23 protein-coding genes and 1 tRNA gene are annotated in these 24,887 nt (G+C 29.8%); 6 read left to right on the top strand and 18 right to left on the bottom strand.

The genetic code is table 11. From position 1 onward, the window contains the following. Positions 1-2: 2 nt before the first annotated feature. Genes Q1A60_RS13750 through Q1A60_RS13760 form a run of 3 tightly spaced genes read right to left on the bottom strand, consistent with a single transcriptional unit; the run spans position 3 to position 1,763 of the window. Positions 3-416: a DUF1573 domain-containing protein gene (locus Q1A60_RS13750; protein WP_299766983.1), complete on the bottom strand. Its 414-nt coding sequence runs from the start codon at positions 414-416 to the stop codon at positions 3-5. Continuing rightward, a complete protein-coding gene (locus Q1A60_RS13755) occupies positions 337-1,224 on the bottom strand; it encodes a TlpA disulfide reductase family protein (RefSeq protein WP_299766984.1) in 888 nt (295 codons plus the stop codon). Before Q1A60_RS13755 ends, Q1A60_RS13750 begins: the two co-directional genes overlap by 80 nt. Beyond that, positions 1,221-1,763: a bacteriocin fulvocin C-related protein gene (locus tag Q1A60_RS13760; protein WP_299766985.1), complete on the bottom strand. Its 543-nt coding sequence runs from the start codon at positions 1,761-1,763 to the stop codon at positions 1,221-1,223. Before Q1A60_RS13760 ends, Q1A60_RS13755 begins: the two co-directional genes overlap by 4 nt. Positions 1,764-2,000: 237 nt before the next feature. On the opposite strand from Q1A60_RS13760, the gene dusB reads away from it, so the two are divergent. Then, positions 2,001-2,993, top strand: a complete 993-nt coding sequence (dusB, locus tag Q1A60_RS13765) for a tRNA dihydrouridine synthase DusB (protein ID WP_299766986.1) — start codon at positions 2,001-2,003, stop codon at positions 2,991-2,993. 234 nt (positions 2,994-3,227) lie between these two features. On the opposite strand, the gene Q1A60_RS13770 is transcribed toward dusB, so the two are convergent. Together Q1A60_RS13770 and rbfA are read right to left on the bottom strand one after the other, a co-directional pair. After that, positions 3,228-4,433: an FtsX-like permease family protein gene (locus Q1A60_RS13770; protein ID WP_299766987.1), complete on the bottom strand. Its 1,206-nt coding sequence runs from the start codon at positions 4,431-4,433 to the stop codon at positions 3,228-3,230. After that, positions 4,434-4,826, bottom strand: a complete 393-nt coding sequence (rbfA, locus tag Q1A60_RS13775; protein ID WP_299766988.1) for a 30S ribosome-binding factor RbfA — start codon at positions 4,824-4,826, stop codon at positions 4,434-4,436. It lies immediately after the preceding gene. A gap of 101 nt (positions 4,827-4,927) precedes the next feature. Between rbfA and mce the strand changes: the two genes are divergently transcribed. From mce to Q1A60_RS13800, 5 genes are all read left to right on the top strand, one after another. Next, positions 4,928-5,338, top strand: coding sequence for a methylmalonyl-CoA epimerase (mce, locus tag Q1A60_RS13780; protein ID WP_299766989.1), 411 nt, complete (start codon positions 4,928-4,930; stop codon positions 5,336-5,338). A gap of 47 nt (positions 5,339-5,385) precedes the next feature. Next, positions 5,386-5,459 (top strand) — tRNA-Ile (locus Q1A60_RS13785). Positions 5,460-5,925: 466 nt separating this feature from the next. Continuing rightward, entirely contained in the window at positions 5,926-8,316 is a 2,391-nt protein-coding gene (locus Q1A60_RS13790) for a hypothetical protein (protein WP_299766990.1), read from the top strand. Position 8,317: 1 nt separating this feature from the next. Then, entirely contained in the window at positions 8,318-8,674 is a 357-nt protein-coding gene (locus Q1A60_RS13795) for a hypothetical protein (RefSeq protein WP_299766991.1), read from the top strand. 80 nt (positions 8,675-8,754) lie between these two features. After that, positions 8,755-9,510 (top strand): phospholipase D-like domain-containing protein, encoded by a 756-nt coding sequence (locus Q1A60_RS13800; RefSeq protein ID WP_299766992.1) that lies wholly within the window; start codon positions 8,755-8,757, stop codon positions 9,508-9,510. Between the two features lie 263 nt (positions 9,511-9,773). Here the strand turns inward: Q1A60_RS13800 and Q1A60_RS13805 are convergent, their stop codons facing one another. The 13 genes from Q1A60_RS13805 to Q1A60_RS13865 all read right to left on the bottom strand — a co-directional run bounded on the left by Q1A60_RS13805 (position 9,774) and on the right by Q1A60_RS13865 (position 24,885). Then, entirely contained in the window at positions 9,774-10,799 is a 1,026-nt protein-coding gene (locus Q1A60_RS13805; RefSeq protein ID WP_299766993.1) for a hypothetical protein, read from the bottom strand. Between the two features lie 272 nt (positions 10,800-11,071). Then, positions 11,072-11,797 carry a hypothetical protein gene (locus Q1A60_RS13810; protein ID WP_299766994.1) on the bottom strand — a complete coding sequence of 242 codons (726 nt, stop codon included), beginning with the start codon at positions 11,795-11,797 and terminating at the stop codon, positions 11,072-11,074. A gap of 3 nt (positions 11,798-11,800) precedes the next feature. Beyond that, positions 11,801-12,202, bottom strand: coding sequence for a hypothetical protein (locus Q1A60_RS13815; RefSeq protein ID WP_299766995.1), 402 nt, complete (start codon positions 12,200-12,202; stop codon positions 11,801-11,803). Then, positions 12,195-14,705, bottom strand: a complete 2,511-nt coding sequence (locus tag Q1A60_RS13820; protein ID WP_299766996.1) for an ATP-binding protein — start codon at positions 14,703-14,705, stop codon at positions 12,195-12,197. Before Q1A60_RS13820 ends, Q1A60_RS13815 begins: the two co-directional genes overlap by 8 nt. A gap of 560 nt (positions 14,706-15,265) precedes the next feature. Then, positions 15,266-16,465 (bottom strand): hypothetical protein, encoded by a 1,200-nt coding sequence (locus Q1A60_RS13825; protein WP_299766998.1) that lies wholly within the window; start codon positions 16,463-16,465, stop codon positions 15,266-15,268. Positions 16,466-16,592: 127 nt separating this feature from the next. After that, entirely contained in the window at positions 16,593-18,299 is a 1,707-nt protein-coding gene (locus tag Q1A60_RS13830; protein WP_299766999.1) for a T9SS type A sorting domain-containing protein, read from the bottom strand. Between the two features lie 74 nt (positions 18,300-18,373). Then, the gene (locus tag Q1A60_RS13835) at positions 18,374-18,775 is read right to left on the bottom strand and encodes a hypothetical protein (protein WP_300007861.1); all 402 of its coding nucleotides are present in this window, start codon (positions 18,773-18,775) and stop codon (positions 18,374-18,376) included. 33 nt (positions 18,776-18,808) lie between these two features. Continuing rightward, complete coding sequence (locus tag Q1A60_RS13840; RefSeq protein WP_299767001.1) at positions 18,809-20,236, bottom strand: type IV secretory system conjugative DNA transfer family protein; 1,428 nt, start codon at positions 20,234-20,236, stop codon at positions 18,809-18,811. After that, a complete protein-coding gene (gene mobV / locus Q1A60_RS13845) occupies positions 20,223-20,870 on the bottom strand; it encodes a MobV family relaxase (protein WP_299767003.1) in 648 nt (215 codons plus the stop codon). Before mobV ends, Q1A60_RS13840 begins: the two co-directional genes overlap by 14 nt. Before the next feature lie 126 nt (positions 20,871-20,996). Continuing rightward, positions 20,997-21,860, bottom strand: a complete 864-nt coding sequence (locus Q1A60_RS13850) for a toprim domain-containing protein (RefSeq protein WP_299767005.1) — start codon at positions 21,858-21,860, stop codon at positions 20,997-20,999. 199 nt (positions 21,861-22,059) lie between these two features. Then, positions 22,060-23,271, bottom strand: a complete 1,212-nt coding sequence (locus tag Q1A60_RS13855; protein WP_299767006.1) for a primase-helicase family protein — start codon at positions 23,269-23,271, stop codon at positions 22,060-22,062. Between the two features lie 5 nt (positions 23,272-23,276). Further along, a complete protein-coding gene (locus tag Q1A60_RS13860) occupies positions 23,277-23,576 on the bottom strand; it encodes a helix-turn-helix domain-containing protein (protein ID WP_299767007.1) in 300 nt (99 codons plus the stop codon). Between the two features lie 160 nt (positions 23,577-23,736). Then, on the bottom strand, positions 23,737-24,885 hold the full coding sequence (locus Q1A60_RS13865) for a hypothetical protein (protein WP_299767008.1): 1,149 nt from the start codon (positions 24,883-24,885) through the stop codon (positions 23,737-23,739). Between the last annotated feature and the right edge of the window lie 2 nt (positions 24,886-24,887).

Raw genomic sequence — 24,887 nt, forward strand, 5'->3', positions numbered from 1 at the left:
CTTTATTCTTTTTCGACAATAACGGTTCCTCTTATTTTTAAGATTGTGTAAGGAGGAGAAGTATTTGCTTCGAAGACTATGGTTTTTTCAACTTCACCTATTTCTTTTGGAATATATTGTACATCAATCCTTGCGCTGTCACCTTTCTTAATAGGTTGTGATGAAAAATCTAAAGCAGTACAAGAACAACTACCTTCTACATCTAAGATAATTAAAGGTTCTTTAGATATGTTTTTTATAAAGAAAGAATGATTTAAAGTATCTGAAAATTGTATAATGCCAAAGTCATGTACCGGTTTTATATCTATTTTTGCATTGTTTGAACAGCCTGTGGCACTAATAATTAATATTAGATAGAAGAGCTGTTGTATATAGTTCCGTTTTGTAAGTGTTCTTTTCTTTTTTGAGAATACCATGAATATTGTTGTAGAATTCGTACCATTTTGAATTTAATACACCTGTGTAGACTATTTTTTGGTTTTTACCTATGACGATATATAAAGGTACTTTATTTGTTTGTAATTTTTGCCAACTTTCATCTTGAGTTGCTAATAATGCTTTAAATGAATACTTTTTTGTGAATTTTAGAGATTTTTCATAATCCTTAGTTAAAGGAAGGCTTAAAGTAACAATTTCTATTATACTATCTTTTTTATATCTATTCGCTAATTGTTCATAGTCAGGAAACTTTTCAATACAAGGTGCGCAAGCAGTTGACCAAACATTAAGAAGATATATTTTATTATCGTCAAATTTGAATGGCTTGTTTTTTGATGTTACTACTTTAAATTCAGGTAAATAATTGTAAGAAGTAATTGTTCTTCCTAATGAATAACTTAGCCAATTTGCCATTCCAATATAACATAATAAAGATATTATTATAGAAGTAGTAAGTGCTACTTTATACTTAAATATCGATTTAATTGAAAAAATAAATAAAATGCTAAGAATAGGGATAAAAACAATTGGATATATATGATAATAACTTTTTGAAATAGCATTAATTCCGTATAGTATAAAAAAAGGAAGAGTTAAAAAGACTTGAATTAAAAGATTCTTTTTAAAATTATTATTTTTATTAAATACCGAAAGACCTATTATAAAATATATATTAAATACTATAAGGAGCTGCATTTTCCAACCTAGGTATCCTGAGCTAAAAGAAAGTACGGCTCCAATAATAGAGGTTAATAAGATTTTAATTGATGAGATTTTATTTTTCACTGATTGCCAGTTTCATTTGTTGCACAGAAACCATTGCAGACTTCTTGTAGCCACCAACCGCAACCTGCATCTGCTGTACTACATTGCCAAAAAAAGCAACTAGCACTACCAATACACCAATCATCACTAGTATTACATCCACAGTGAGGGCCTCTAGTATTTGGGCTACTATATACTTTTGGGAAGCTCGAATTTTCATCAAAGTTTGAAAATAATATATTCATTTGTTCATTGGTGAATAGCTTCAAACCAATTTGCCTCTTTTTTGGAAGGAATGTAGTAAAGTAGTCACTATTTTTTGCATTTTCTTGAAAATGAATGGGAGATAAACTAGAGTACATTTCTTTTACGAAATTAACTTGATCAAGATTGAATTTTTGAAACATATCTGAGTTTGTTATCTCTTGGTATCTTTCTTGCCAAAGTTGATATTTTTCTTTGTTATTTAACAACTTGTAGGTTATTAATTTCTCTTCATCATCCAAGTTTTTGATATAATTAGATTTTTCAATGGTTAGGTTTAAGTCCTCATCATTCATATTATCTGTGCCGTCAGTACTACAACTTACAAATAATATTATTGTAAATAAATAAATAAATAAAATGTTTCATGATTTTGATTATTAGTGTTTTACATCTAATAAAGATAACTATTTTAATCGTTATTATAAAATGTAAGTTTAGGAATTTGAATAATTATTTTTAAAAGAAGTTACCTTTGCAGATTAGTATGCTTTCGCGAAAGCGTATAAAGAATATATAATTAAAAGAATAGCATGGCAAAAATTGGAGATATAGATGTAGGAGATTTTCCGTTGTTACTAGCACCTATGGAAGATGTAAGTGATCCTCCATTTCGCGCATTGTGTAAAGAGCAAGGAGCAGATGTAGTATATACAGAATTTATCTCTTCTGAAGGCTTGATACGAGATGCAGCAAAGAGTACGATGAAGCTTGATATCTATGAGAAAGAACGCCCTGTTGGGATTCAAATTTTTGGAGCAGTGATGGAGTCTATGCTTAAGAGTGTAGAAATTGTAGAGGCGAGTGGTCCAGATATTATAGATATTAATTTTGGATGTCCAGTAAAGAAGGTGGTTTCTAAAGGCGCAGGCGCAGGTATTTTAAAAGATATTGATCTGATGGTGAAGCTTACCGAAGCGATGGTAAAGCATACAAAATTACCAGTAACGGTAAAAACACGTTTAGGCTGGGATCATGACAGTATTAAAATTGTTGAGGTGGCAGAACGATTGCAAGATGTAGGATGTGCTGCTATTTCTATACATGGACGTACAAGAGCGCAAATGTACAAAGGAGATGCTAACTGGCATCCTATTGCTGAGGTAAAGAATAACCCTAGAATGCATATCCCTGTATTTGGAAATGGCGATGTAAATACCCCTGAACGTGCGATTGAGATGCGAGATCAATATGGCCTTGACGGGGCAATGATTGGGAGAGCAAGTATTGGATATCCGTGGTTTTTTAAAGAGGTGAAGCATTTTATGGAGACAGGAGAGAAATGTGCTCCTCCTACGTTAGAAGAACGTATAGAGGCCGCGAGAAGGCATTTGCAAATGTCTATAGATTGGAAAGGCGAGAAGTTAGGTGTTTTTGAAACAAGACGTCATTATACAAATTACTTTAGAGGGATACCGCATTTTAAGGAATATCGTATGAAACTTGTTACCAGTGATCATAGTGAAGACGTATTTGCAGCATTAGACCTTATTGAAAGAGAATTTGCGGGTTATGAATTTACTTGATCATTGAGATTTAACTTGAAATCAAAAATCAATTTCTTACAAATGCCTTGCTGATTTATTCTAGAGTTGTTGATTTAACCTGTTGTGCATTTTGAGTAATTTCATCGATTTTTTCCCTAGCCCTAAAGGGTACATCGACGAAATTTTAAGCTCTACCTTTAGGATTGAGGCAAAACTAAAAATTCCACCAAAAAATTAGAGTAATAAACATCTAAAATGAACAACGGGTTTGAATTAATCCTTTCTTACGAAGTTATTACTTATTCTACTAGAAGCTAATCGGGCTGATAGTATTCCTAAAACAAGTATTGTAGCATACACTATGAGTACGTTTAAAAACTCAAAACGAATAGGGTATGGGAGAGAGGCGGTAATATAGACTAGGTTGAATTGTTGTTGTATAAACACAATAATACTACCTAAAAATAATCCTATAGCCCCTCCTATAATAATCATTAAGACACCCTGATAGAAAAAGCTTTTTCGAATATCTGAAAGTGTAGCGCCAAGGTCAGACAGTGTCTTGATATGTCCTCTCTTGTCAATAATGATCATAATGATGCTTCCTACAAAACTAAATAAGGCAATAATAAGGACAAGTGTGCATATAAAATAAAGCGCTAAATTTTCTGTATTGAGCATCTTGTATAATGCATCATTGAGTTCGGTTCTGTTTTTAATAAGCACTTCATTTGAGAAAATAGCGTTTAATTGATCTCTTGTTTCAGCCTCGTTTGCATCTGGAGTAAGTTTCAATTCAATAGTGCTTACTTTGTCTAACGGATAGTTTAATAGTTTGCCTACAAAGTCAATATTTGCAAAAAGGTGATCATTGTCTAGAGATTCGCCTGCTTGAAAAATTCCACTGGCAACTGCACTAGATTTACTGAAAGCGCTAGTGGGATCTGTAATTTGCCCAGTACCTGGCTTTGGTACCATGATACGTAATAAATTTCCGTAATCACTTATGCCTAAAGACAGTCTGCGTCTTATTCCGATGCCTATAGCGACTTCGGGCTCTCCTATGCTAGGCCATGAACCTACAAATAAAGTAGTGTCTACACTGCTTACTTTCAGATAATTTTGGTCAACCCCTTTTATGAAACCAAGATGTGTTTTACCGTCATATTCTAAGTAGACGCGCTCTTCTATAACTTTAGAGAACTGTTGGATACCAGCGACTTCGGTCAGTTTTTTTTCTTGCTCAGGAGTGATCGTGATCGTTTTTCCGCTACTGGGAAGTATTTTAATATCTGGGTCTATAATGGAAGTTACAGAGACGTTATAGTCTTTAAGTCCTGCAAACCCCGATAGAACTACAAAGAGCACTGCAGTACCTATAATAATGCTTGCGATAGAGATGCCTGTGATAATATTAATCGCACTCGTGCCACTTTTGGAAAAGAGGTATCGTTTAGCAATGTATAAAGGAAACCGCATTTACGATTTTTTTCTTTTTTCTAATAGTGTAGGATCTTCAATTGGATTGTCGATACCTTTAAGAGATCTATCGATACCTTCCATATATTCTAGAGAGTCGTCAATATAAAATTGTAGTTCAGGCATACGTCTTAATTGGTGACGTGTACGTTGCGAAATCTCATGTCTAATTTTTGACTTCACTACATTGAGTTCTTCTAGCATTTTGCTAGCTTCGGCATTAGGGAAAACACTTATATACACTTTGGCAATAGAAAGATCTGTCGGAACTTTTACTTTAGAGACAGATACAATGATACCTCTATGTCCACTATCTCGTAGTGCATTTTGTAATACATCGGCAAGGTCTTTTTGTAAAACACCCGCTACTTTTTTCTGTCTGTTAGATTCCATACGGCAAAAATACACTTTTTATAGATTGTGTTACTTTTGTAACGCATGTTTTAAGTAATTATATGCTTTCGCGAAAGCGTATGTAGAAAGAAATAAAATAAATGGATAAAATAGAACATATAGGAATCGCTGTTAAAAATCTAGACGCTTCAAATAAATTGTATGAAAAATTACTTGGGAAGCCACATTATAAGATAGAGGAAGTGCTGTCTGAAGGCGTGAAAACATCTTTTTTTGAGGTGGGACCAAATAAAATCGAATTATTGGAGGCGACAAAACCTGATAGTCCTATTGCAAAATTTCTTGAGAAGAAAGGGGAGGGGATTCATCATATTGCTTTTGCTGTAGATGATATTGAAAAAGAGATGGCTCGCATAGAAAAAGAAGGTTTTGTGTTGCTTAACAAAATACCAAAGCAAGGTGCTGATAATAAGTTAGTAGCATTTGTTCACCCAAAGACCGCTGGAGGGGTTTTGGTAGAATTATGTCAAGAAAATAATAATAAGCAATAAATTTCTTTGCGCTGTTGAGTATTTATTATAAATTTGCACCCGTTTTTGGTCCCATAGCTCAGTTGGTTAGAGCATCTGACTCATAATCAGAGGGTCCTTGGTTCGAGCCCAAGTGGGACCACTAATATACAACGAAACCTCTTGTTTTACAAGGGGTTTTCTTTTTTTAGGTGGTTAGATAGGTGGCATTTTAGTTATGAAATCAATTCTAAACCAACAATTCATAACTACTTTAATTTCTTTTTAAAATAAGTGCATTTTAGTTAAACACAGTTTTATTTCCCCCTTTTAGAAATCAAACATATTCTTTGTTGTTGTTTCCGAAATTAAATATTTAATAAAACATTTTACATAATAATGCATATTTATTTGTTTAATGTTTGATTTATTGTTATGTTTGTACTCTATTGCGCTAGGAAATGGGTGGTGCTTTTTCTTTGTGCAATAGCTGCACCACACACTTATTTATCGATATACTATATAACAAACAATTGTTTGATGATTTCTAATGTATTAATTTCAGTGGGAGTGAGAAGTATGTCTTTTAATTAAAAAAATGTTTAATGAAGATTAATAAATAACGAATTATGCCTAATTCAATAGACGGAGTCCCATTTTTATTTGATGATGCCTCCGATAATCAGCTTTTTGGACAATTGTTTCCAGATGGTTTAGCTCCTCCAGATATTCAAGGGAGTTTTAGTGCAACAGCAAATCCGAATCCGTATCAATCTCCTTTTGGAGAAGATAGCCTGTTTCATTCTTTTTTAGATATAGAAGAAACTTTTTCCGTAAATGAAACTAGTGAAGGATATACATATAAGTTTATTCCTTTAGTGTCAGGAGTAGAGGTGTTTGAAAGATACAACTCCCAAAGTGCAGAAGATACACCTTCCTCAAAACAATTATTTATTTACTACGAGCAAGGTGATGATACTTCTTTGGATTTTTTTGGTACAGCCTGTAGGGTCAAATTCGGTACGGAAAGAAAGTTATTAATGCAAAAACTCGATAATCGAAAGACGGTTATCCGTCTTGGAGATAGAGAAGTTCATACACTTTCTGAGTGGTCTTCTGTGGTTGCAAAGCGTCTTAAGATTGAAAAAAATGTATTATTGGATGCTCTAAAATTAGAATTGTCAGGATTACTTAATGATAAAACCATTTTTAAACAGCTGTTAGGATTAAATAATGATCTTGCCAAATGGATCTATGCAGGATCTAGTAAGATGGAAGAATGGAAGTTTACGGCTAAGAATTATGAGTATGGTAAATGGCGAGCAGGAACTCAAAAAGAGTATGAACCTATTATTCCTGTATTTTTCGAAACGAGAGGAAAAGATTTTTTAACTACAAATAATAGAGATACAAATAGGGTAAAAGATAAGGGGTTTGATAATTTGGTAAACTTCGTTAACAATTTTGATAGCGTCCTGTTTAATCCCCAAGTTATTACGCAAACAATACCAGGAATAGCAGATGATGCTGTTGTATTATTAGCAAGAGCTATTTATCAAGATAAATTACCTGATAATGTACGTCGTCTTTTAACAAAAGTAAAGGGGATTATAAATCAAGCTAAAACTTTTATCAATACAATAAAAGATGAGATTAATAAGAATACGGCATTGTTTAATGCTCTGTTGTGCGGACTTATTAATGGTATAATTTCTTTACTACAGCTCGTCGTGTTAATCATAGGATTCATTATAGATAATTTTGCCCCTTTAGAATTGGAGAAACCATTTTCTAGAGAAGAGACCGATAAAAATGAACAGCGTTTGGAATTTGTAGAAGATCTTATTGAAACGTTGACTGAGCGATCAGAAAAGATATTTAATGGTTTAGTGAAAAATTTACTTACGGCTAATGCACAGTTTTTTATTTTAGTAGATGAAATCTATAAAAAGCTAAAAAATGTATCTCGTTATTTTATTGCATTTATTATAGGAGCTATTGTGTTTGAACTAGCATTCGATGCTATTATTGCCTTTTTTACGGGAGGAACATCATTAGCCGTAACTTTAGCTAATAAAGTGTCTAGAGCTTCTACAAAAGCTGTACAAGCTGGAATTAAAGTAACAAAGCAGGTTGGAAAAAAAGTAGCGACTTCTACAACAGATATTTTGCGATTTTTACGTGCAGAGTTTGATGAATTGTTACAAGCAATTATAAATGGACAATTTTTAGATTATGTAAGAAAGAAATTTTTTACATTTATTGGACAATCAGGAAAAGTAGCTGTACTAAGTTTTGATGAGTTAATTGAAATAGCTGTAAAAGCAAATATTAAGAGCTTGTATGGAGTTGCTAATTTGAGGCGAATTATAAAACAAGCTCAAAGGTTAAATTTAGATATTGATGATTTTGCTGGTTTCATAAAAGTTGGAAATATTAAAAGAATATCTAGTACAGAATTAATGCAACAAATGCATAACTATGTTAATATTGTTCTTAAAAGGGGTTATCCATTTAAATTTAGGAGTCTTAATCAATTTAAGAGATTTAGTGATGATTTAATTTCTGGATTGAGAAATGCAAAAATTCCAGTAGATGATGTTAGGATTCAAGGTTCTTCTTTACGTAAAGGACCTCCTAAAGTTCCTAAAGATATTGATTTAGTTGCTTTTGTTGATAAAAGAATATTTAATGGCTATCTTAAAAACGCATTTAATGGTAGGGTTAAATTAAATGATGAGATTGTTGATATAATAAATTTATCTGATGATGCATTATTAAAACTTGCAGATGATATATTTACTAATAGTGGTACAAATGCTGTGTCTAAGACATTTGCTAAGGCAATTAAAAGTGGGAAAATTAGTGCATTAACAAGAAGACCTAGAGTGATAAGTCAAGAACATAGGGATCTAATAACACAGCTTAATAAAAAATATCCTAATTTAAATATAGAGGATATTTCAGTGCAATTACGTGGAGGTAAATTAGAATTGAAACCAGATTTAAAAATAAAATAATATGAAAAATAGATATTTGTTTGGAGGTCATATTGAAATTGAATACAACTCTTTAATTTCTATAATGAAAAGATTTTTGTCTCCTTCTAAAGTAAGAGATAGGTATGCTTCGGATATAGAACAAGTAATTCATTATAATGATGAAATGTTAGATATTTATGTGTCGGAATATTTTGATAAAGGATTTCTCTGTGATGTGGAATTAAGAGGTAGTCTAGAGGAAGCTCAAAATTTTATTAATACGTTTACTAATAAATTAGGCGAAAAGAATATCCCTTATCAGTTTGAATGGAATGAAGTAGATGAAAATGATAAACAGATAGGGGAAGAGTTTGAAATAAAATCAATAAGTGATTAATACATATTGTTTTCACTCAAGTCAATTATAACTAAGATTTAGTAGAGGAATAATTTGAACTTTCTAATTAATAATTATAAATGTTTTCTAATGGTGTAAAATGTGATATTTATATAGGTCAAGGAGCTGGTAAAAAGCTCCTTGGTGATATTTCTGATGCAAGACAGTCAATTAAGATCGTTTCGCCATATTTATCTCCTTCTTTTACTAAATCGCTTATTGAAAAGAAAAAACAAGGCATAGAGGTATACTTGATCACTATGGATAAGATAGAAGATCACGGAAATAACAAAGACTTAGTTTACAACCTTATAAATCAAAATAGAGAGACTATAGAGGATGCTGTGATTAAAAGAGCAAAGTTTAAGAAGCGATATCGATTTTTACTTCTATTTCTTATTATAGCTTCTTCGATAATGGGATATCTAACATATCAAGCTCCACAAGAAAAATACCTTATTGCTATTCCAATCTTATTTTTAGTCTTTATTTTATACTTAGTCTATAGGAACTATTATCGTAATACTAGAATATATAATTATTGGTATTCTCAGTATTTTCCGTTCAAGGTTTTTTTATCTCCAGAGAAAGGATCTGGTAGAGGAAAGTTTATTCATAGTAAGATATTCATCATAGATGACGAAATAGCTTATCTAGGCTCTCTTAATTTCACGTATAATGGTTCAAGAGGTAATCATGAGACAAGAGTTAGAACAACCGACTCAAAGGCTTTAAATGAGTTGTTGATAGAATTTGAAGATCTTTATGAGTCAAGCGCTCCTCAAATTGATATTCAACAATGGGGTAAAAGTATATATCCAGAGCCTATAAACTAGTTTGTATTTCAATAACCAATCCTTGATCAAGAATTAATGCTATGTTGAAAATACAAAACATTACTTACTTAATGAGGTAAGTGGAAATCAAAAAAAAATATAATAAATAAGATTCCAGGAATAAGGAAAAGTACATCTTTTAAAGGTGATTTTTTTACATTTTCAAGTCTTCCTATTGTTGAGTTCAATGCAATATAAAACACGCCTTCAATAACTATGAAAGTAGATATAATAGATATTAAATTGAGTATAAAGTTCATTTTTTATTCTCCATCTTTTTTATTCACAGAAAATTGTCTGTAAAGTTCAACAGCATCACTAGGATCAACAACCTGCAAAGAGTCCATTGAATCTCTAATCTCTCTAACCATTTCTCGGTCAAATTTATTGTTTTGATAGTCAATTACTTTTTGAATTAAACCATCTGTCGTAATGTCTATTTCAAAGCCTTTAAATGATACATTACCCCCACCACCGTTAATCGCAACAGCAATAATAGCTAATATAACAGCGCCACTACCAACTTTTTTAATGAATTTGAGTTTGCCTTTTGAATTTAAGTTAACCTTTACATCAAAATCATTTATGTCAAAAACTAAGCCATTCTCTCTATAAAAAGTTTCAGTAAGCTTTAGCATATAAAAGCCCAATTGAAAGAGATCAACAGCTCCTATGTCTTCATTTCTTTCAATATTAAAGATAACATGTTCTTCATCATCTTTTATAAAATAATTATTTAAAGTTGATTCTATGAGGTTACCATAGCGTGAAATATCATTTACAGTATTATGTGAAAAGAACATCCTGAATAACAATGGTTCTAATTCTCTTCGTTTAAGATGTTTTAGCCATTTGATAGACTTTCTTCTATAAAAAGAACACCCATCGTCTCTATCAAAATTCACATTCAAAAGTGGAGTTTGTTCAACAACTCCAAATGATATAAATTCAGAATTTGAAGACGGAATAATGACTACATCACCTTTTTTTACACTATAAGTGAATTTATAAATTTGATTAGCTATTAGTCCAGGCTTTTTTTCATCTTTATAAGTATCAATAACTAAATTTTTAATATTTCTGATCTTATCAGGAAATTCTGCATTTGCTGTATTAATACTATTTATAGCTTCTAAAGAAATTTCATTATATCCAATGGCAACATAGCTGTTAGCAACAAAAGTGTCGTGAAGACTACCGCTTAAAGTTCTGATTAGCCAATATTTTTTATCTTCTGATATGGTTGGAACTTCTTGATAAAATCTTTCAATGTCTGCTGTTATGCTCATATAAATATTATATAATCTAATTTGAAGAGGTTTAGGTAATTACGGCTAAAATATATAAATATTAACTATTTAGCATAATTGATTAACTTTTATTCAAGAAACTATTGAAATTACTATTCTTAATAGCTTCTTACGTAAGAACTCCTTTCTGCAGACAAGTAGCAGTTCTAGATCCTAAATCAATCTTACGTAAGAAATGGAAAACACCGGGGATCTCCTGGGCAAAAACTTACGTAAGAAATATTAATTGATGTTTTATGTCTTAAACAATTTTATTTATATTTATTTAGTAAATTATGAATTAGAAGTTTTAACTCAGAGTCGTTATCTGATATTTTCTTATTATTTAGAATAGTTTCTAACTTTACTTTTAGATACGAAGAATTTCTATTTTGAATATATTCAACAGCAGACTTTTGTATGTCAGATTTACAATGAGTTAAATTTATAACTCTTTCAAAATCATAATATTTTTCTGTTATTTCTTCTACTAATTCAATATCTATTCTTTCTTCTAAGGATAGTTCTAATAAAATATCAGTAATACTATTTATAGTCGGTTTTAGAACATCTTCAAAATACAACTCTTGATATGTTTGGAATTTTGTAAAATCTGTAATGTTTTTTTTTGCATTATCTAAACTTAAAGTTATGGCTTTTAATTTTTTATTTCTTTTTTTGCTAAAAGCCTCCATAAATGCAAGATATATAGGCACTAAGGCTAATAGTGCTCCAAATAAAATTATAAACCAATTAGTGTGTTCTTTCCAAAATGCACTTTCATATTTCACTATTTCAGAATTAATTGTATTAAGTTTAATCCTCTCATTAATAATGTCTTTTTCAAATTTTTTAACCTTTTCATTTATTATTGAATCAATTCTTTTTTCTAAGGTAGCTTCTAAAATAGCAAGTGTGTCTATTTTTTTTGTTTGTTGAGCATTTAAATTAAAAATAAATAGACTGATAAAAATGAAACTAAAATAATATTTTGCCATAAACTATTCTTTAAATATCTGTTTGATTATTTGACTTGGTCTTTTAGGTTTTTCTATAACACCTTGAATTCCATTTTTTTCTGATTCAGTAAGATTAGATCTAGATGTAAATAAAAATAATTTAGCTTCTTTATTAGTTTCATTTTCATTTAATATATAATCTTTAAATTTTATTCCAGTTGAATAAGGGTCTGTTAGTTTTTTGTTAACTTTTTTATCTTCATCACTTATAGGAATAACAACATCTATTATTATTATATCATAGACATTTTTATTAATTAAATTATAAGCATCTTTATAATTATAGGCATTATGAAATGTGATTTCAGGAATCCTTAGTATTATTCCTTCTTTTAATTCTTTTGCTAATGCAAATTCTTCGTCTAATAATAGTACTTTATTCATGAGTGTATATATTTTTTGGTAAGAAAATTGAAAAAATTGTAGGTTTTTCGAGTTTTGTTACTTTAATAAAACCTCCATGTCCATTTACAATTGTTTGAGCTACATATAGTCCAATGCCAGTTCCATTTGGATTTTTTATTTTCGCTTCATCACTTCTGTAATATTCTTTAAAAATGTTATTCATATCTTTTTCTAATATTCCTATTCCAAAGTTTCTAAATTGAATTTCAAAATATTTATCATCATTAATGCTAATAGCTTTGTCAAAATAAAAAGTTTCCACTAATGATGATGAGTCGCAATATCTTATAGCATTAGATAATAAATTATATATAACTTGATATATTTTTACTTCATCTGCTATAATCGATGGCATTTTATTTAAATTATGCTTGACAGAGACTGTTTTCTTTTCTTCTTCTTGTAATAATGGTTTCAAAAAACGCGTAATATCCTCTATCTTATCTTTAAAATCAAACACGTCAAGGTGATAATTTAAGTTGCTCTCTTTACTTCTTAAATAAGTATTCAAATTGGAATAGTTGTTATTTAAAATAGAGGTTGCAAAAGCTAAGTTTTCAAAATTTGATTTTAATTTGTTGTTGTCAAAATTATTATCTTTTTTTAGCTTAAACTCAATGTTTTCAAGAGAACTCCAGATAATCTGGACTGGTGTTTTATTTTCATGAGCTAATTTTTGCACAAAAAGATTTTGGTTTTCTACAGATCTTAATCTCATAAATTGATTTGCTAAAAAATCACCAATTATAGTAAGGGTTTTTTCATCATTTATTGTAAAAAATTTTAATAACGAATCTTTTCTTTCGACCTTATTTATGCATTTTATGACACCAATACATTTTTCATCCACTAAAATGGGTTGTAATATTAAACTTTTATGATTTGCTTTAGTTCTTTCATAAAAAGATAAGTCAGTTTTGACGTTTTCAGAATGCACATCATGAATTATTATGGGCTTTTTGAAAGAATAAGATCTATAAGTAGCACTCTCATTATCTGTATATGCAGGGGCATCAGGATTATTTTCTATGTCACTTTTTTTAATTTCTATTATTTCATCTTTATTATGCTTATCTATTCTCCAGAAAAGATCAGCTGTTGTAGATTTGAGATATAATTTATTTTCGGGATTAATGAAATAAATAGAAGTATGTTCTGCGCCTAATACTGTATTTATGTTTTTAGCTAAATTATTATAGTATTCATTGTTACTTATTTCTAAATTAAAGATTTGGCTTATAATTAAATTAGTAACGTGAAAACTATTGTCATAAACTATGTGTTCTATATAAAATGATATTTGTTCAACGAAGTTATTTAATCTAACAAGGAAATCATTTTGGGTATCAATTTTTATATCTGTGTAAAGGCAAAAATATCCTAAATGATTATTTATTTTTCCATCCTCTTCGGTTTGGTGTATATATTTAGTTATTGGGATGATTAATAGAATTTTATCCTTAAAGAATGGATCTTCTGACTTAAATTTTGGTATAGAACTATTTGTGTTTCCGAAGAGATAGTAGTTTTCTGAAAAATTAGGTTTTATAGTGTTATTATAAATTTCACCTAAAACAATATCTCTAGATAAGTAAAAATCTTTTGCTAAGCATGATTTTTTAATTTTCTCGTTATAATTTTTTAAATAACAGCCTTTTAGTCCAAAAGAGATGTGGTCCTCTACTTTTGTAGGAACCCAGAAACTTGAATAACTAAACTTAAACTCACTAGTGAAATATTCTAAAATTTCTTCTATACCATATACGAAATGATTACTGTAAATATCACTTATAAATTCATAATCTCTGTTTTGATTAATTAGATTAGTTTGATTTTTAAATATTTGGAATAAATAATTTTTTAAAATTTCAATCTTAATCCTTTCTATATCTATTGAAAAATCATTTTTGTTTCCTAAAATTAAGTAACCGATAGAACTTGTTTTATCTATAAGATTAGGTGTAATTGGACATATTATTAAGTTGCGGAGAGGTTCTTTAAGGAAGGAAAAAAAATCAATTAAGTTAGAGTGAGTATCATTGTCTATTTTCAATTCTGGATAGTCTTTGAAAAAATTAAAATTAATTATTTCATTTTCTTTTTTACTTTCAAATAAGTATACTTTATTTTGTTCATTTATTATTTTCCCAATTATAGATTCATTTATATTTATTTCTTTTAGTTTTTCGAGATTATTATTTGTTACTTTTTTTTTATTGTAGAACAGGTCTAAATCAATTAACTTCTCTCCATCTTTATAACCAAATAACGATAAATCATATCCTAATACTTCACTTATTAAAAGTGAAATTTCATTTAAGTTGTTTTTAAAATTTTTTAAATTATTATCATTATTTTTACTAAAAATTTTATGAGAAGACGATAGTATTCCGCTTAATTCGAAAAGGATTGAACGATCAATATTTCTTTCATTTTCTTTTTTCAACAATTCTTCATATCTCTCGGTGCTTAAAATTTTCATACTATGATAACATTTGTGTTTGCTAAAAATTGATTGAGTAAAAGTTTAAAAAACTATATTTTAAATTTAATGAAAAAAAAGTGATCCAGCTAATATTCATCCTGATTATTTGTGATTTAAAATTCTGTAAAGCAGTTGTTTAGTGTTTTGTGGGTAGCGAAAATTATTGGAAAAGTGAATATTATCTTAGTGAAGAAATAATAAAAAAGTATTTCCAGAACCATCAGAAGTTAAAATATACTTCTATATCGTGATCAACTTAAATTATTTCGATATCCGACGATTCTGGATTTTGCCTAGAGGTAGTTCATTATTTATCTTGAGAGATGAGTAGTAGCTCCAAGTCTTAAGCCTATGTTGTGCAGGGATTTACAAGTATCGGAGGTTCCTAAGATTAAAACTTACTTAAGAAATGTATTGATATCTAGATGTAATAAAATGTACTTAGAGAAATGAGACAAGCAACAATAGAACTTCGTAGCTGAAAGCGTACTAAGTTCTGTTTTTGTGCCGATGAATGATCTACGGGTGTTTTTATGGATTGTTTTAAGTTGATTCTATTATATCAGTACTTCTAATACTAGAGCATACGTTTCTTCATAAATAGCTTGAAACTCTGGATCTGGATTTAAGGCTATTAGTTTTGTGTTTCTAGCTCTTAAATAATCCAATGTGTCCTTAATTATTTTAGTAAGATTTTCGATATCTTTTAATTGCTTATAATGAATTCTTAAAATATGAGTGTTCTCTTTATGAGCGCAATTATTTTTTTCAATGTCTCTTTTTATTCTTTTTAAAAGATCTTCTTGACCTCCCCATTGTTTACTTGCTTTAAAATGTTGTTCTCCGTCAAATTCAATTATTAATTTTTGTTTTTTTATAGAAAGAAAAAAATCTGCTTGCAATGGTTGAATATGCCTATAACCATTCAACATCTTTTTTTGCTCTGGTAATTCATCTTGATCTAATAGAATATTAAAAACTATAGATTCTCCTATAGAATCTTGGTTTCCTCTACATACAGGGCAAATATTTGGATTGATCATTTCTTTGTAATACCAAAAATTATGATTGCCAACATGCTTTTCTGATGTGCAAGTTAAATTAACCCATATTTTTGAATATGTACTTTTATCTTTATTCTGATATGATCTTCTTTGAAAAGAGTTAATCAAAAAATTATCAGAAGCATATCCAAGTTTTTCTTTGACACTTTGAATTAATACTTCATCTTTCTTATGGTTTGTTTTTCTATATTCTGATATGCATTCATCACACCCTCTATTTTTTCCAATCATAGAAATGGTTTGTGAAAAGTTTATTCCGTGTTCTCCACATCTTAGAATACAAATTTGATTTTCTGATTTATTGGTTTTTCTTGTTGCTCTTATTAAGCTATAATGTTTTCTAATAAAATCATCTTCACTATTACTTAAAGTTCTTTTAATTTGATCTGGGTTTTTTAAACTATTTGCTGATTGTCTTTCGGAATAGCATTTTGAGCAAAAAGATGGTTTCTCAGTTTTGTTATTTAAAAATGTTCTAAGCATTTTAAAATTCTTTGATTTTTCTTCTTTATGAATAGTGCAGAAAGGTTTTATTTCTAGAATATTTCTTCCATAGTTGTCTTTTTTTCGAAATGTAATATCCTTAATACTTGAAACATTGTAAGTATGTTTAGATAATTTTTCTTGAAGTTTGAGTAGGAATAGTTCTGGAGAGCAATCATAATTCTTTTTGGATAGTCTGAATAAAGCCATAATCTTTTTAATCTTGTTTTTGTTTTATTTATTGTAAATAATAGTTCAAATTTCAAATTTTATTAAATAGAAAACCACTCCTTTAAAGTAGTTAAAAAAGAGTGGTCTAGGGAAGGGGTGAAAGGTATTATTTCTTAATAAACTTAGATCCTAATAATGTTTTCTTTACTTCCTGATCATATACAACTATAAAATACAATCCTTGATTTAATCTACTTACATTTATCTGATTTTTCTGATAAGGATTGATCTCTGTTCTAGATATAATTTTTCCTGTAGCTTCAATAATGGCTAATACCATAGCGTCACTATCAATATTAACTTTTATGTTTAAATAGTCCGTTGTAGGATTTGGATAAATACTAGCTTGGATCTGATTATTATTATCCAATGATAGTACAGATAAATCCTCTGTATCGCGTGCCGTAAAAAAATAATCCCCATTATTTCGTTCAGTAATAATTCCTACTATATTAATAGCTTCTGTAGGAACTGGAGTATTTATATAATCAACTTCAAAAAAGGAGGTGCGGAATACAAACTCACCTTCTGTAGATGTCATTTCATATTCTGTAGATACTACCCAATCTGTATTTTGTGAAGTATTGATGGTTATATTTTGAAGGCTCACAAGTTCACTTTCATATGCTTCTGGGTTATCTGTAAGCCCTGATAATGTTATGATTTGAGGAGCTATAGTATTGTTATTAGAACTTGAAGGGCCAGGATCTTCTATTGGTCTAAATTCCATCATCCCTTGAAACTCATTTAATGTTCCTTGTATTCCAGAAATACCGTCACCAATTTCATATTCAGTAGTTATAATACCAGAAGCATCATCAATGAGAATTCCTGCAGTATCATCTTCTATAAATTTTTGATTACGGAAACTCTGTTGAAAGCTAAGTATAGCTTCGCTTGACAGAATATATTCAGCTCCTAAAGTGCCATTTCTTAAAGTAGCAATATCATTGACCTCTTGTATTGTTTCGCATACTACTGTAGTAATCGTTTCTGTTAGGTTACACGTAAATCCTATTGCTGATATTGTAAGCGTGGTATTTTCATTAACTTCAGTAACAGTAATTGTTCCTGTAGCTTGATTAGACGGGTTATCTCCAGATATAGATCCTTCTGTAGTGGTTAAGGTTATTTCTTCCATAGAACCTCCTGTATAATCAATTGAAATAGTGGTGGTGTCAATGCTAGAAGATTCATCATCACAAGTAATTGTGATATTCGAAAAAACTAAAGAACAACTAGGACAATTATTTATAGCTCTAGGAGTTGGAAATGATATACAGAAAGTATTATTTTCTGTCCGTTGGATTGACTCTAAGGCACTATTTCCATTTATAGACTCGTTATATTGTACATCTAGATTTAATGCATTTAAAAGCTCTGTATCTTCACTGTCATTAGTTCCATAAACGATAGCATCAACTAGATTATTAGTAGTAGGAAAACTACCAATTGGAAAATCAGAAATTGGCGCATTATAAATCGCAATAGCATCAGCTCCGTTTTGTATAGTATTGCTTTCTCCTGTAAAGATGTCTGTATCTGGAAATGAATCTGTTCCAATAATTAGGAAACCGTTTTCATCTGTCGTAAATCCATTAAGGTCAAAAACTCTGTAAGAAGTATCTGAGCTTCCATTAAATAAGACGACGATATATCCATCTAAAGAAGTATTACTTGTAGGAGTTTTGAGCTCTATAAACTCCATAGTGTCTGATTGTGATTGATCTACGTCAATCTCATTAATAATTACTTGAGCAAAGGTTGTCAGGCTCGCTAAAAATAGCGAGAGCGTTAAGATCATTTTTTTCATGATATAAAATGTATTTGTTATTAAATGCTAATAGAGAAATGTATTAGTCTTGAGAATTATGATTTGAGGTGCTTTTAAGCAGTTTGTAGTATCTGTTGTTTTTTGTAGTGAATTATGATTAAGGTTATTAAAACTATATTGATGTAGAAGAATAAATGATAGGCACTAAGAAAGCTTAATTTACTAGCTCCTAGAATTTTCATAAACGTATTGAAGAACCCTTCTCCAAGTAAAACAACTCCAGATAATAAAAATGCTTTTAGTTTGTTCAACTTCATTACATATAGGAAGAATACTAGCCATAATGAGGGATGAATAGTAAAAGATGCCAATAAATCTGACTCAAAAAGTAGATAATCAAATTCAGGTTTGTTTTTCACTTTATGTGAAAAGAATAAAAAGAAAAGACCACTGATTGTTGTTAATACTGGGATAGCTAGGCAAAATGCATATCCAATGTACTTGCCAATTTTCATAAAAAACGATAGAATGAACATAATTAATTGATTTTAAATATTAAACTTAGATGGAGATATGTAATTCGAAGTAGTAAGTATCGAATCAATATCATTATAAACTTGTTGATATACAGTATTTACATCTGTATCTGAAATTTTATACTTGAATGAACCATTCTTTTTGGAATCTTTTAAATAGTGATTACCATGAATGCGACTACCTTCTATAAGCTTAGAGCTTCCTTCTGAAATAATACCGAATACTTGTCCTGGGCGATAATTAATAATTGATTCTTTTCTTAGAATGTTTTTATCTCTCACACCTGTGTTTTTTGATGCTTTAAGACTTATCCCTGTAGATCTCGTGTAACTTATATTAGATACCTCTCTAGTGCCTAACATTCTCTCAAAATGGGTTAATGTTTCGGGGTTTGTAGTTCTAAATAGGAATTGACTTCCCATATTTGAAACTATGGAAGAAGCTTCCTCTCGTCCATATTTTGATACTAATTGTGATAGATCTTGTATCGCGATACAAGTTGCTATTTTATTACTTCTCGCAGTTTCTGGAATATTTACAAAGTTCGGAATGCTTAAAACAGTAAATTCATCAATAATTACAGCACTTTCGTGTTGATTTGGTGTATTCATTTTTTTTAAGATTAAACCAACAATACTACTGTAGATGGGAGTATATAAATCTCTCTTTTGTAAATTGAATATGAGATTTATAATGCTAGGGTTGTTGGGATCATTCGGCATTGTTATTTGTTCTTCAGATACTAGATTACTAAATATTGTAGGAGTATCAAGAGACGAAAAGAATGCTGTAAACGTACTTATGATATTTCCCATTAATCTAGGATCTTTCTTCACACTTGATAAGATCATAGAAGCTCTTCTTGCTTCTGGATCTGATGATAAAAGTTTTAGAATATCTTCTCCAGACGCAGTTAAGAAAAGAGCTATAATATGAGGTATTGTAGCATATTTTGAATTTGTGTTTTTAAAATAGATGATTACTCCAGTTAATACACTTTTAGCAGCATTAAAAAAGTACTTTGCATTATCATTTTTTGGTATACCGACAATACCGCTTAGGAAATAACTACTAAACTCAATAACATCACTTTTGTCATTACATAGGCTTAAAGGGTTTAATGCATCATAATTATTATCTAAAGAGAAGTTTAAAACTTTTTTCTTATTCTTTTCTGCTAAATCATTAATAAGTGGACTTAGTTCTCCTTTTGGATCAAATGTCAAGCATCCTTTGTGCTTAATACAATACCCCAATAATGGTTTAATCATTGAATATGTTTTTCCAGATCCTGCACCACCGATAGCAATTAAACCTCTGTTCAAATTGTCAATAGTGTAATTTCTGTTTCCAGATACATAGAATGAATTGGTTTTTACTCTCTTTTTAGATTTTCTAAAAAAGAGGAATATGACTATTAATATGCTAAGCTCTATCACGTGTGTATATTTTATAATTAGAATTTACTTTTTGGTGTCTTGCAGTACTCCCTTCTTGACCTCTATGCATTCCGTATTTCTCCATCAACTTAGAGTACTGTGTTTGCTGTTCTGCTAGATCTCTTTTTCCATCTACAAATGATTTACAACTCAATCTTCCATCATCTGTAATCGGAACTACGATAGCATGCATATGTGGAGTTTGCTCGTCTAGATGTAAATGCATTGAAATGATATTTTCTTCTCCATAAATGGAAGCTAGAAATGCCTTATTGTCTTTTACCCATTGACTATATACTTCTGGTTTTTTGAAGATCTCATTCATCTTATAATGATCCGATGTCATTATATATTCTACTGCTTTTACAGCATCTTTTCTGATCTTCTTATCAAGACTATATCGTTCTTTAATTTCATCATTGATTCTCTTTGATAATGGGTTTGCTTGACTAAATAATGTCCATTCGTTTTGAGTGTAACTTTTACCGTTTTTATCCCAATGAATATTATTAGCAACGGTAATAGGCGATGCGTTTTCTGGAATAGAAATCGAACCGTCAGAACTTCTATCGATGTGTTTTCCTAATGCACCAGAATTTTTAATCTTTTGTAATCTCATTACTGCGTAGCTCATAATGTCTTCATATTGTTATGTGGGGTTTTTAGGGGAGACCCCTGAACGAACGATCTTTGGTACAAAGTGTAGTGAGTTACACTTTGTTGTTTGTTTTTATTAATTTCCTTACTCATTTTTGACTTTTCACGTGCTGTAAGAATTCTTTATCAAATATTCGTTTAGATCTTTGCATCCCTCAAATAGCGTGCTTTTGTTCTCTACTTTTGGATGCATTTCTTTAATGAATTTAGTAGCTCTTTTTCCTGTTTCATCATTATCTAACCATGTATAAATGACACTATATTTTTTTAGTATTTTTTCAATTTTTTGCACTAAAGATGTAGAGTTGAGAATTAGAAAATCAACTTGATTTTCTACTCCTTTGTTTAAGGTTATAAAGCTTAAGAAATCAAAAAAGCCTTCGAAAATTGTTAAGCTATTTTTGCCTTTTTGATAATGCGTAAAATCTTTTTTTCCAATACAGCCTTTGAAGTATTTATTGCGTAATTCATATCCTCCAGATTTGTTTTTAAAAGCTATTCCGAAATATGTTTTATTATCAAGCGCATAGTATATTTCTTCACAATATTTTTTCGCCGAAAGGCAATTAATATTTCTTGAATCCAGATAGGATAGTAGTGCTTGATTTTCTAATGATTTTACCCTTTTGATTTCATAATCAATTTTTGAATCTGGTAAAATTTTCGTTTGCTCTTGAAAAGAAAAAGATGGTTTTAGATCTGATAAAAAATATAATGCTTCTGAGACCGTACAGCTTTTTATTGCTTGCACTAAATCAATAACATTACCACCTATACCTTGACCGTGATCGAACCATCGATTTAATGATAAGGAGACTTTGAAAGAGGCTTTAGTTTCTGTTCTTAGGGGACTAAGAAACCAAGCTTCTTTCGTAGTAAGTCTCCTTGGTAAAAATCCTAACTGTTCAAGTGCTTGGATTATAGAGATATGTCGTGCTTGTTCGCAGTTTAAATGCTGTGCTTTCATAACGATTTGTTTTTTGGTATTTTTTGATGATTTGATGACAGAAAGCTGTCAAGTGTTAATTTTCCTGAGGTTCTTGTTGTCATCATTTTTTCATCAATCATCAAAAGTGTTTTTTGTTGTCATCATTTTAAATTTTGATGACAGTTTGATGATAACTTTGATGATGATTTAATTTTTTCTTTTTCAGTAGCTTATACTATTATGTCATCATTTCATCAAAAATTTGTTCAATAAAGATTCTCTTAATGATGTAGTATCTTCCTTTTCGATCTAATTCGATGAACTCTCCATAAGAGGTGTATTCATATCCTTTGTAGGCATTTGAGTTATCTGAGGGCTTTAAACCCCATTTAGATTTTAGGATTTTGCGAACCTCGTTTACTTCGTAGTGTTTTCTTCGTGTTTTTACGATAGTTGCGACAACATCTCTAGGAGTTATCTTTATTTCGTTAGCTGTAGATACATCAAATATTTCATAAAATAATTGTACCATTTCTCTTTCAATTTCATTGTTGTTTAGCCAAACCAACTTTTGCAGAGCTTTGGTTTTGATTTGATCAGCTGTAAACCACATTCTAGTTGTTTTGGGAGAAGAAAATTTACGATCAATTAAATACTGCAGAAATGCAGGAATTTCTTTAATTAACTTACCTAAGAACTCGGTATCTTCATTTTGAAATGGTGTCACTTTACGCACCCAAAATCTAATTTCATTAGAATCAATAAGAATAAAAGTATCTTCATTGTTTGAACATAAAATGAATTTTCCAAAGAATTCTATTTCTTCTCGATCCTTTCCTTTAGCTTCAACTTTATCTTTATCTGTAGTAGATAAGTATTTAAGGCGTTCTGTGATTTCTTGTTTATCAAAGAATACTTCGTCAATGGCTATGATAAGTTTGGATGCCCAATCAGCATTAAATTGTGAAGAGAAACTATCCCCTTTTATGTAGGTCATGTTATGACCGTATATAGCTTTAAGCCATTTAATGAATGTAGATTTACCTGTTCCTCGTTCCTTGCTTACAAGGCATATGATAGGTAGAATCTGAGTCGGGTAGAGTAGTATGATTTTAAGATAATCAAGACCAAGCTCTTGTTGTTTTCCAAAAATATGTTCAACGAATTGTAGAGAGTGTTTTATATTTCCTTTTTCACTAGGCTTGAATGGTAATTCGTGGTAGGTATTATAAAAACTTCCAATAAATTCTTGATAATCTATATGTTCTGGAATACAACAAAAACCATCAAGCTTAGGTATGTCATTTAAAAACTTTTTGCCGTGATCTGCAACTATAGTTTCTTTATTCCAGGAAACCATAATGCTTGTTGTGTCACCAGATATTAAGGGTTTCTCAATGATTTTCTTGTAGCCTGTGCCGATTCTAAAATATTTAGGTTGCTTTGACATAGTACTTATTTTGCTGATTTTACTAGGGAAGGGTTTTTTCTGGCTTGTTCAAGTAATTCTTTTTTTGAATAGAAAACAGATCTCCCTATTTGATAAAAAGGGATTAATTTCTTTTTCTTCCATTGAATAAGACATTGAACCGTAATGCCCAAAAGTTCAGCAGCTTCTTTCTGGGTAAGACGATCTTCTGCTTGAGAATTTGAAGTGTCTTGAATTATTTCGGTCTTGCGAATACGATTGATTACTAGCTCAATAGTTTTTTCTAAATCTTGCTTAGTAAAACCGTATAGAATTGGATTTGACATATGTTAACGGTGTTTTGATTAAACACTGCTAAATTGTCTTATGAAGTTAATATTTGAAATTTTAATTTTAAATATTCTAATTGTCTTACGGAGTCGGGGAAGTGTTGAAAAGAGAGACCTTCACAAGTTTTATTTTTTCTAAAAAAAAATCTTATAGATTCTAATATTTCATCTCATTTGCGAGGGCAAGAGGAGATGTTAGTCCATTGAATGTTAACTCAGGATTGTTTTTTATTTCTTTAGCAAGTATGTATAAGTTTTGATAGGAAAAACCTCTTTTATCTATTGATATATTATTACTTATAATCTTTGGGAAAGAATGTTTTTGTTTTTTTATGTATTCTGTTTTTGAAAGGAAAAATATAAATTCCATTAAGATTTTATTGTTGAAATTTATAGACATATTGTTCAATGGCTTAGAAATTTCTGGATTCTCTGTGTGGAATATATCTAAAGAAATTATTCGCGCAATTGATTTTGCTTCTTTATGTATGATATCAGGGTTTTGTTTCTTGATTAAGTAAGTTAACCCTTTTCTTATCTTTCTAATATTTTTTGGGTTATTTAATTCTATTTTAAAAACCTCTATTGATTTTTTCTTCTTTTTTCTTGTAGATTTAATCGAGATGTTTTTGGATAAGATTTGGTTTAGATAAGTTCTTTTATTTTCGAAACTACTCACATCGAAAAATTTGAAAATATTATTTTTCATATTGAAAGCCCTATTGATATCTCTTAATTGAGAAGAAAAGAATTTCTTTGTCCAGATTGAGCTGTTTGAACCAAACGTTTCTTCCAGTTTTGTTAGACTGAATAAGTGATCTGAAATAGTCAATTCAATAATATCTTCATCAGTAATTAGAGATAGATCATGCTTGATTATTTTTTTCCAGTAGGCATTACTAAATATTAAAGGAGCTATTAGAATAAGATTTTTATTTCTCAATATCGGTAATCCTTGTTGAATTAAAATTTCAGTATTTATTAATAGGTTCTCATACAGTATTTTTTCAAGTGTATAAGAGAAGTCAAAAGATACTTTTATTATGTGTTTTTGATAAATTTCATAAATCAATTCTTTTTTTTCTTCTTCTAAACAGTCTTCAATATTTGATGTAACGAAAAAATCAATGTCTTGTAGTATATTAGATTTATATATATCAATCTCTGAAATATGAATAAATAATGACCAAGAATCTTGAAATAGGTTATTTGCTTTGATCTTATCAGAGAAGTATTCCTTGAACTTAACTGATCTTTCAGAATATTTATCATAAAGTAAATCAATATCTTGTTTAATATCCTTCATAA

It is taken from the genome of uncultured Dokdonia sp. (assembly GCF_947492535.1).
Classification (GTDB): Bacteria; Bacteroidota; Bacteroidia; order Flavobacteriales; family Flavobacteriaceae; genus Dokdonia.

What these genes read in the sequence shown, in the direction of transcription:
- Q1A60_RS13750 (WP_299766983.1), bottom strand. Translation starts at nt 416, where the DNA reads ATGGTATTCTCAAAAAAGAAAAGAACACTTACAAAACGGAACTATATA.
- Q1A60_RS13760 (WP_299766985.1), bottom strand. Translation starts at nt 1,763, where the DNA reads ATGAATGATGAGGACTTAAACCTAACCATTGAAAAATCTAATTATATC.
- dusB (WP_299766986.1), top strand. Translation starts at nt 2,001, where the DNA reads ATGGCAAAAATTGGAGATATAGATGTAGGAGATTTTCCGTTGTTACTA.
- Q1A60_RS13770 (WP_299766987.1), bottom strand. Translation starts at nt 4,433, where the DNA reads ATGCGGTTTCCTTTATACATTGCTAAACGATACCTCTTTTCCAAAAGT.
- rbfA (WP_299766988.1), bottom strand. Translation starts at nt 4,826, where the DNA reads ATGGAATCTAACAGACAGAAAAAAGTAGCGGGTGTTTTACAAAAAGAC.
- mce (WP_299766989.1), top strand. Translation starts at nt 4,928, where the DNA reads ATGGATAAAATAGAACATATAGGAATCGCTGTTAAAAATCTAGACGCT.
- Q1A60_RS13790 (WP_299766990.1), top strand. Translation starts at nt 5,926, where the DNA reads ATGCCTAATTCAATAGACGGAGTCCCATTTTTATTTGATGATGCCTCC.
- Q1A60_RS13795 (WP_299766991.1), top strand. Translation starts at nt 8,318, where the DNA reads ATGAAAAATAGATATTTGTTTGGAGGTCATATTGAAATTGAATACAAC.
- Q1A60_RS13800 (WP_299766992.1), top strand. Translation starts at nt 8,755, where the DNA reads ATGTTTTCTAATGGTGTAAAATGTGATATTTATATAGGTCAAGGAGCT.
- Q1A60_RS13805 (WP_299766993.1), bottom strand. Translation starts at nt 10,799, where the DNA reads ATGAGCATAACAGCAGACATTGAAAGATTTTATCAAGAAGTTCCAACC.
- Q1A60_RS13810 (WP_299766994.1), bottom strand. Translation starts at nt 11,797, where the DNA reads ATGGCAAAATATTATTTTAGTTTCATTTTTATCAGTCTATTTATTTTT.
- Q1A60_RS13815 (WP_299766995.1), bottom strand. Translation starts at nt 12,202, where the DNA reads ATGAATAAAGTACTATTATTAGACGAAGAATTTGCATTAGCAAAAGAA.
- Q1A60_RS13820 (WP_299766996.1), bottom strand. Translation starts at nt 14,705, where the DNA reads ATGAAAATTTTAAGCACCGAGAGATATGAAGAATTGTTGAAAAAAGAA.
- Q1A60_RS13825 (WP_299766998.1), bottom strand. Translation starts at nt 16,465, where the DNA reads ATGGCTTTATTCAGACTATCCAAAAAGAATTATGATTGCTCTCCAGAA.
- Q1A60_RS13830 (WP_299766999.1), bottom strand. Translation starts at nt 18,299, where the DNA reads ATGAAAAAAATGATCTTAACGCTCTCGCTATTTTTAGCGAGCCTGACA.
- Q1A60_RS13835 (WP_300007861.1), bottom strand. Translation starts at nt 18,775, where the DNA reads ATGAAAATTGGCAAGTACATTGGATATGCATTTTGCCTAGCTATCCCA.
- mobV (WP_299767003.1), bottom strand. Translation starts at nt 20,870, where the DNA reads ATGAGCTACGCAGTAATGAGATTACAAAAGATTAAAAATTCTGGTGCA.
- Q1A60_RS13850 (WP_299767005.1), bottom strand. Translation starts at nt 21,860, where the DNA reads ATGAAAGCACAGCATTTAAACTGCGAACAAGCACGACATATCTCTATA.
- Q1A60_RS13855 (WP_299767006.1), bottom strand. Translation starts at nt 23,271, where the DNA reads ATGTCAAAGCAACCTAAATATTTTAGAATCGGCACAGGCTACAAGAAA.
- Q1A60_RS13860 (WP_299767007.1), bottom strand. Translation starts at nt 23,576, where the DNA reads ATGTCAAATCCAATTCTATACGGTTTTACTAAGCAAGATTTAGAAAAA.
- Q1A60_RS13865 (WP_299767008.1), bottom strand. Translation starts at nt 24,885, where the DNA reads ATGAAGGATATTAAACAAGATATTGATTTACTTTATGATAAATATTCT.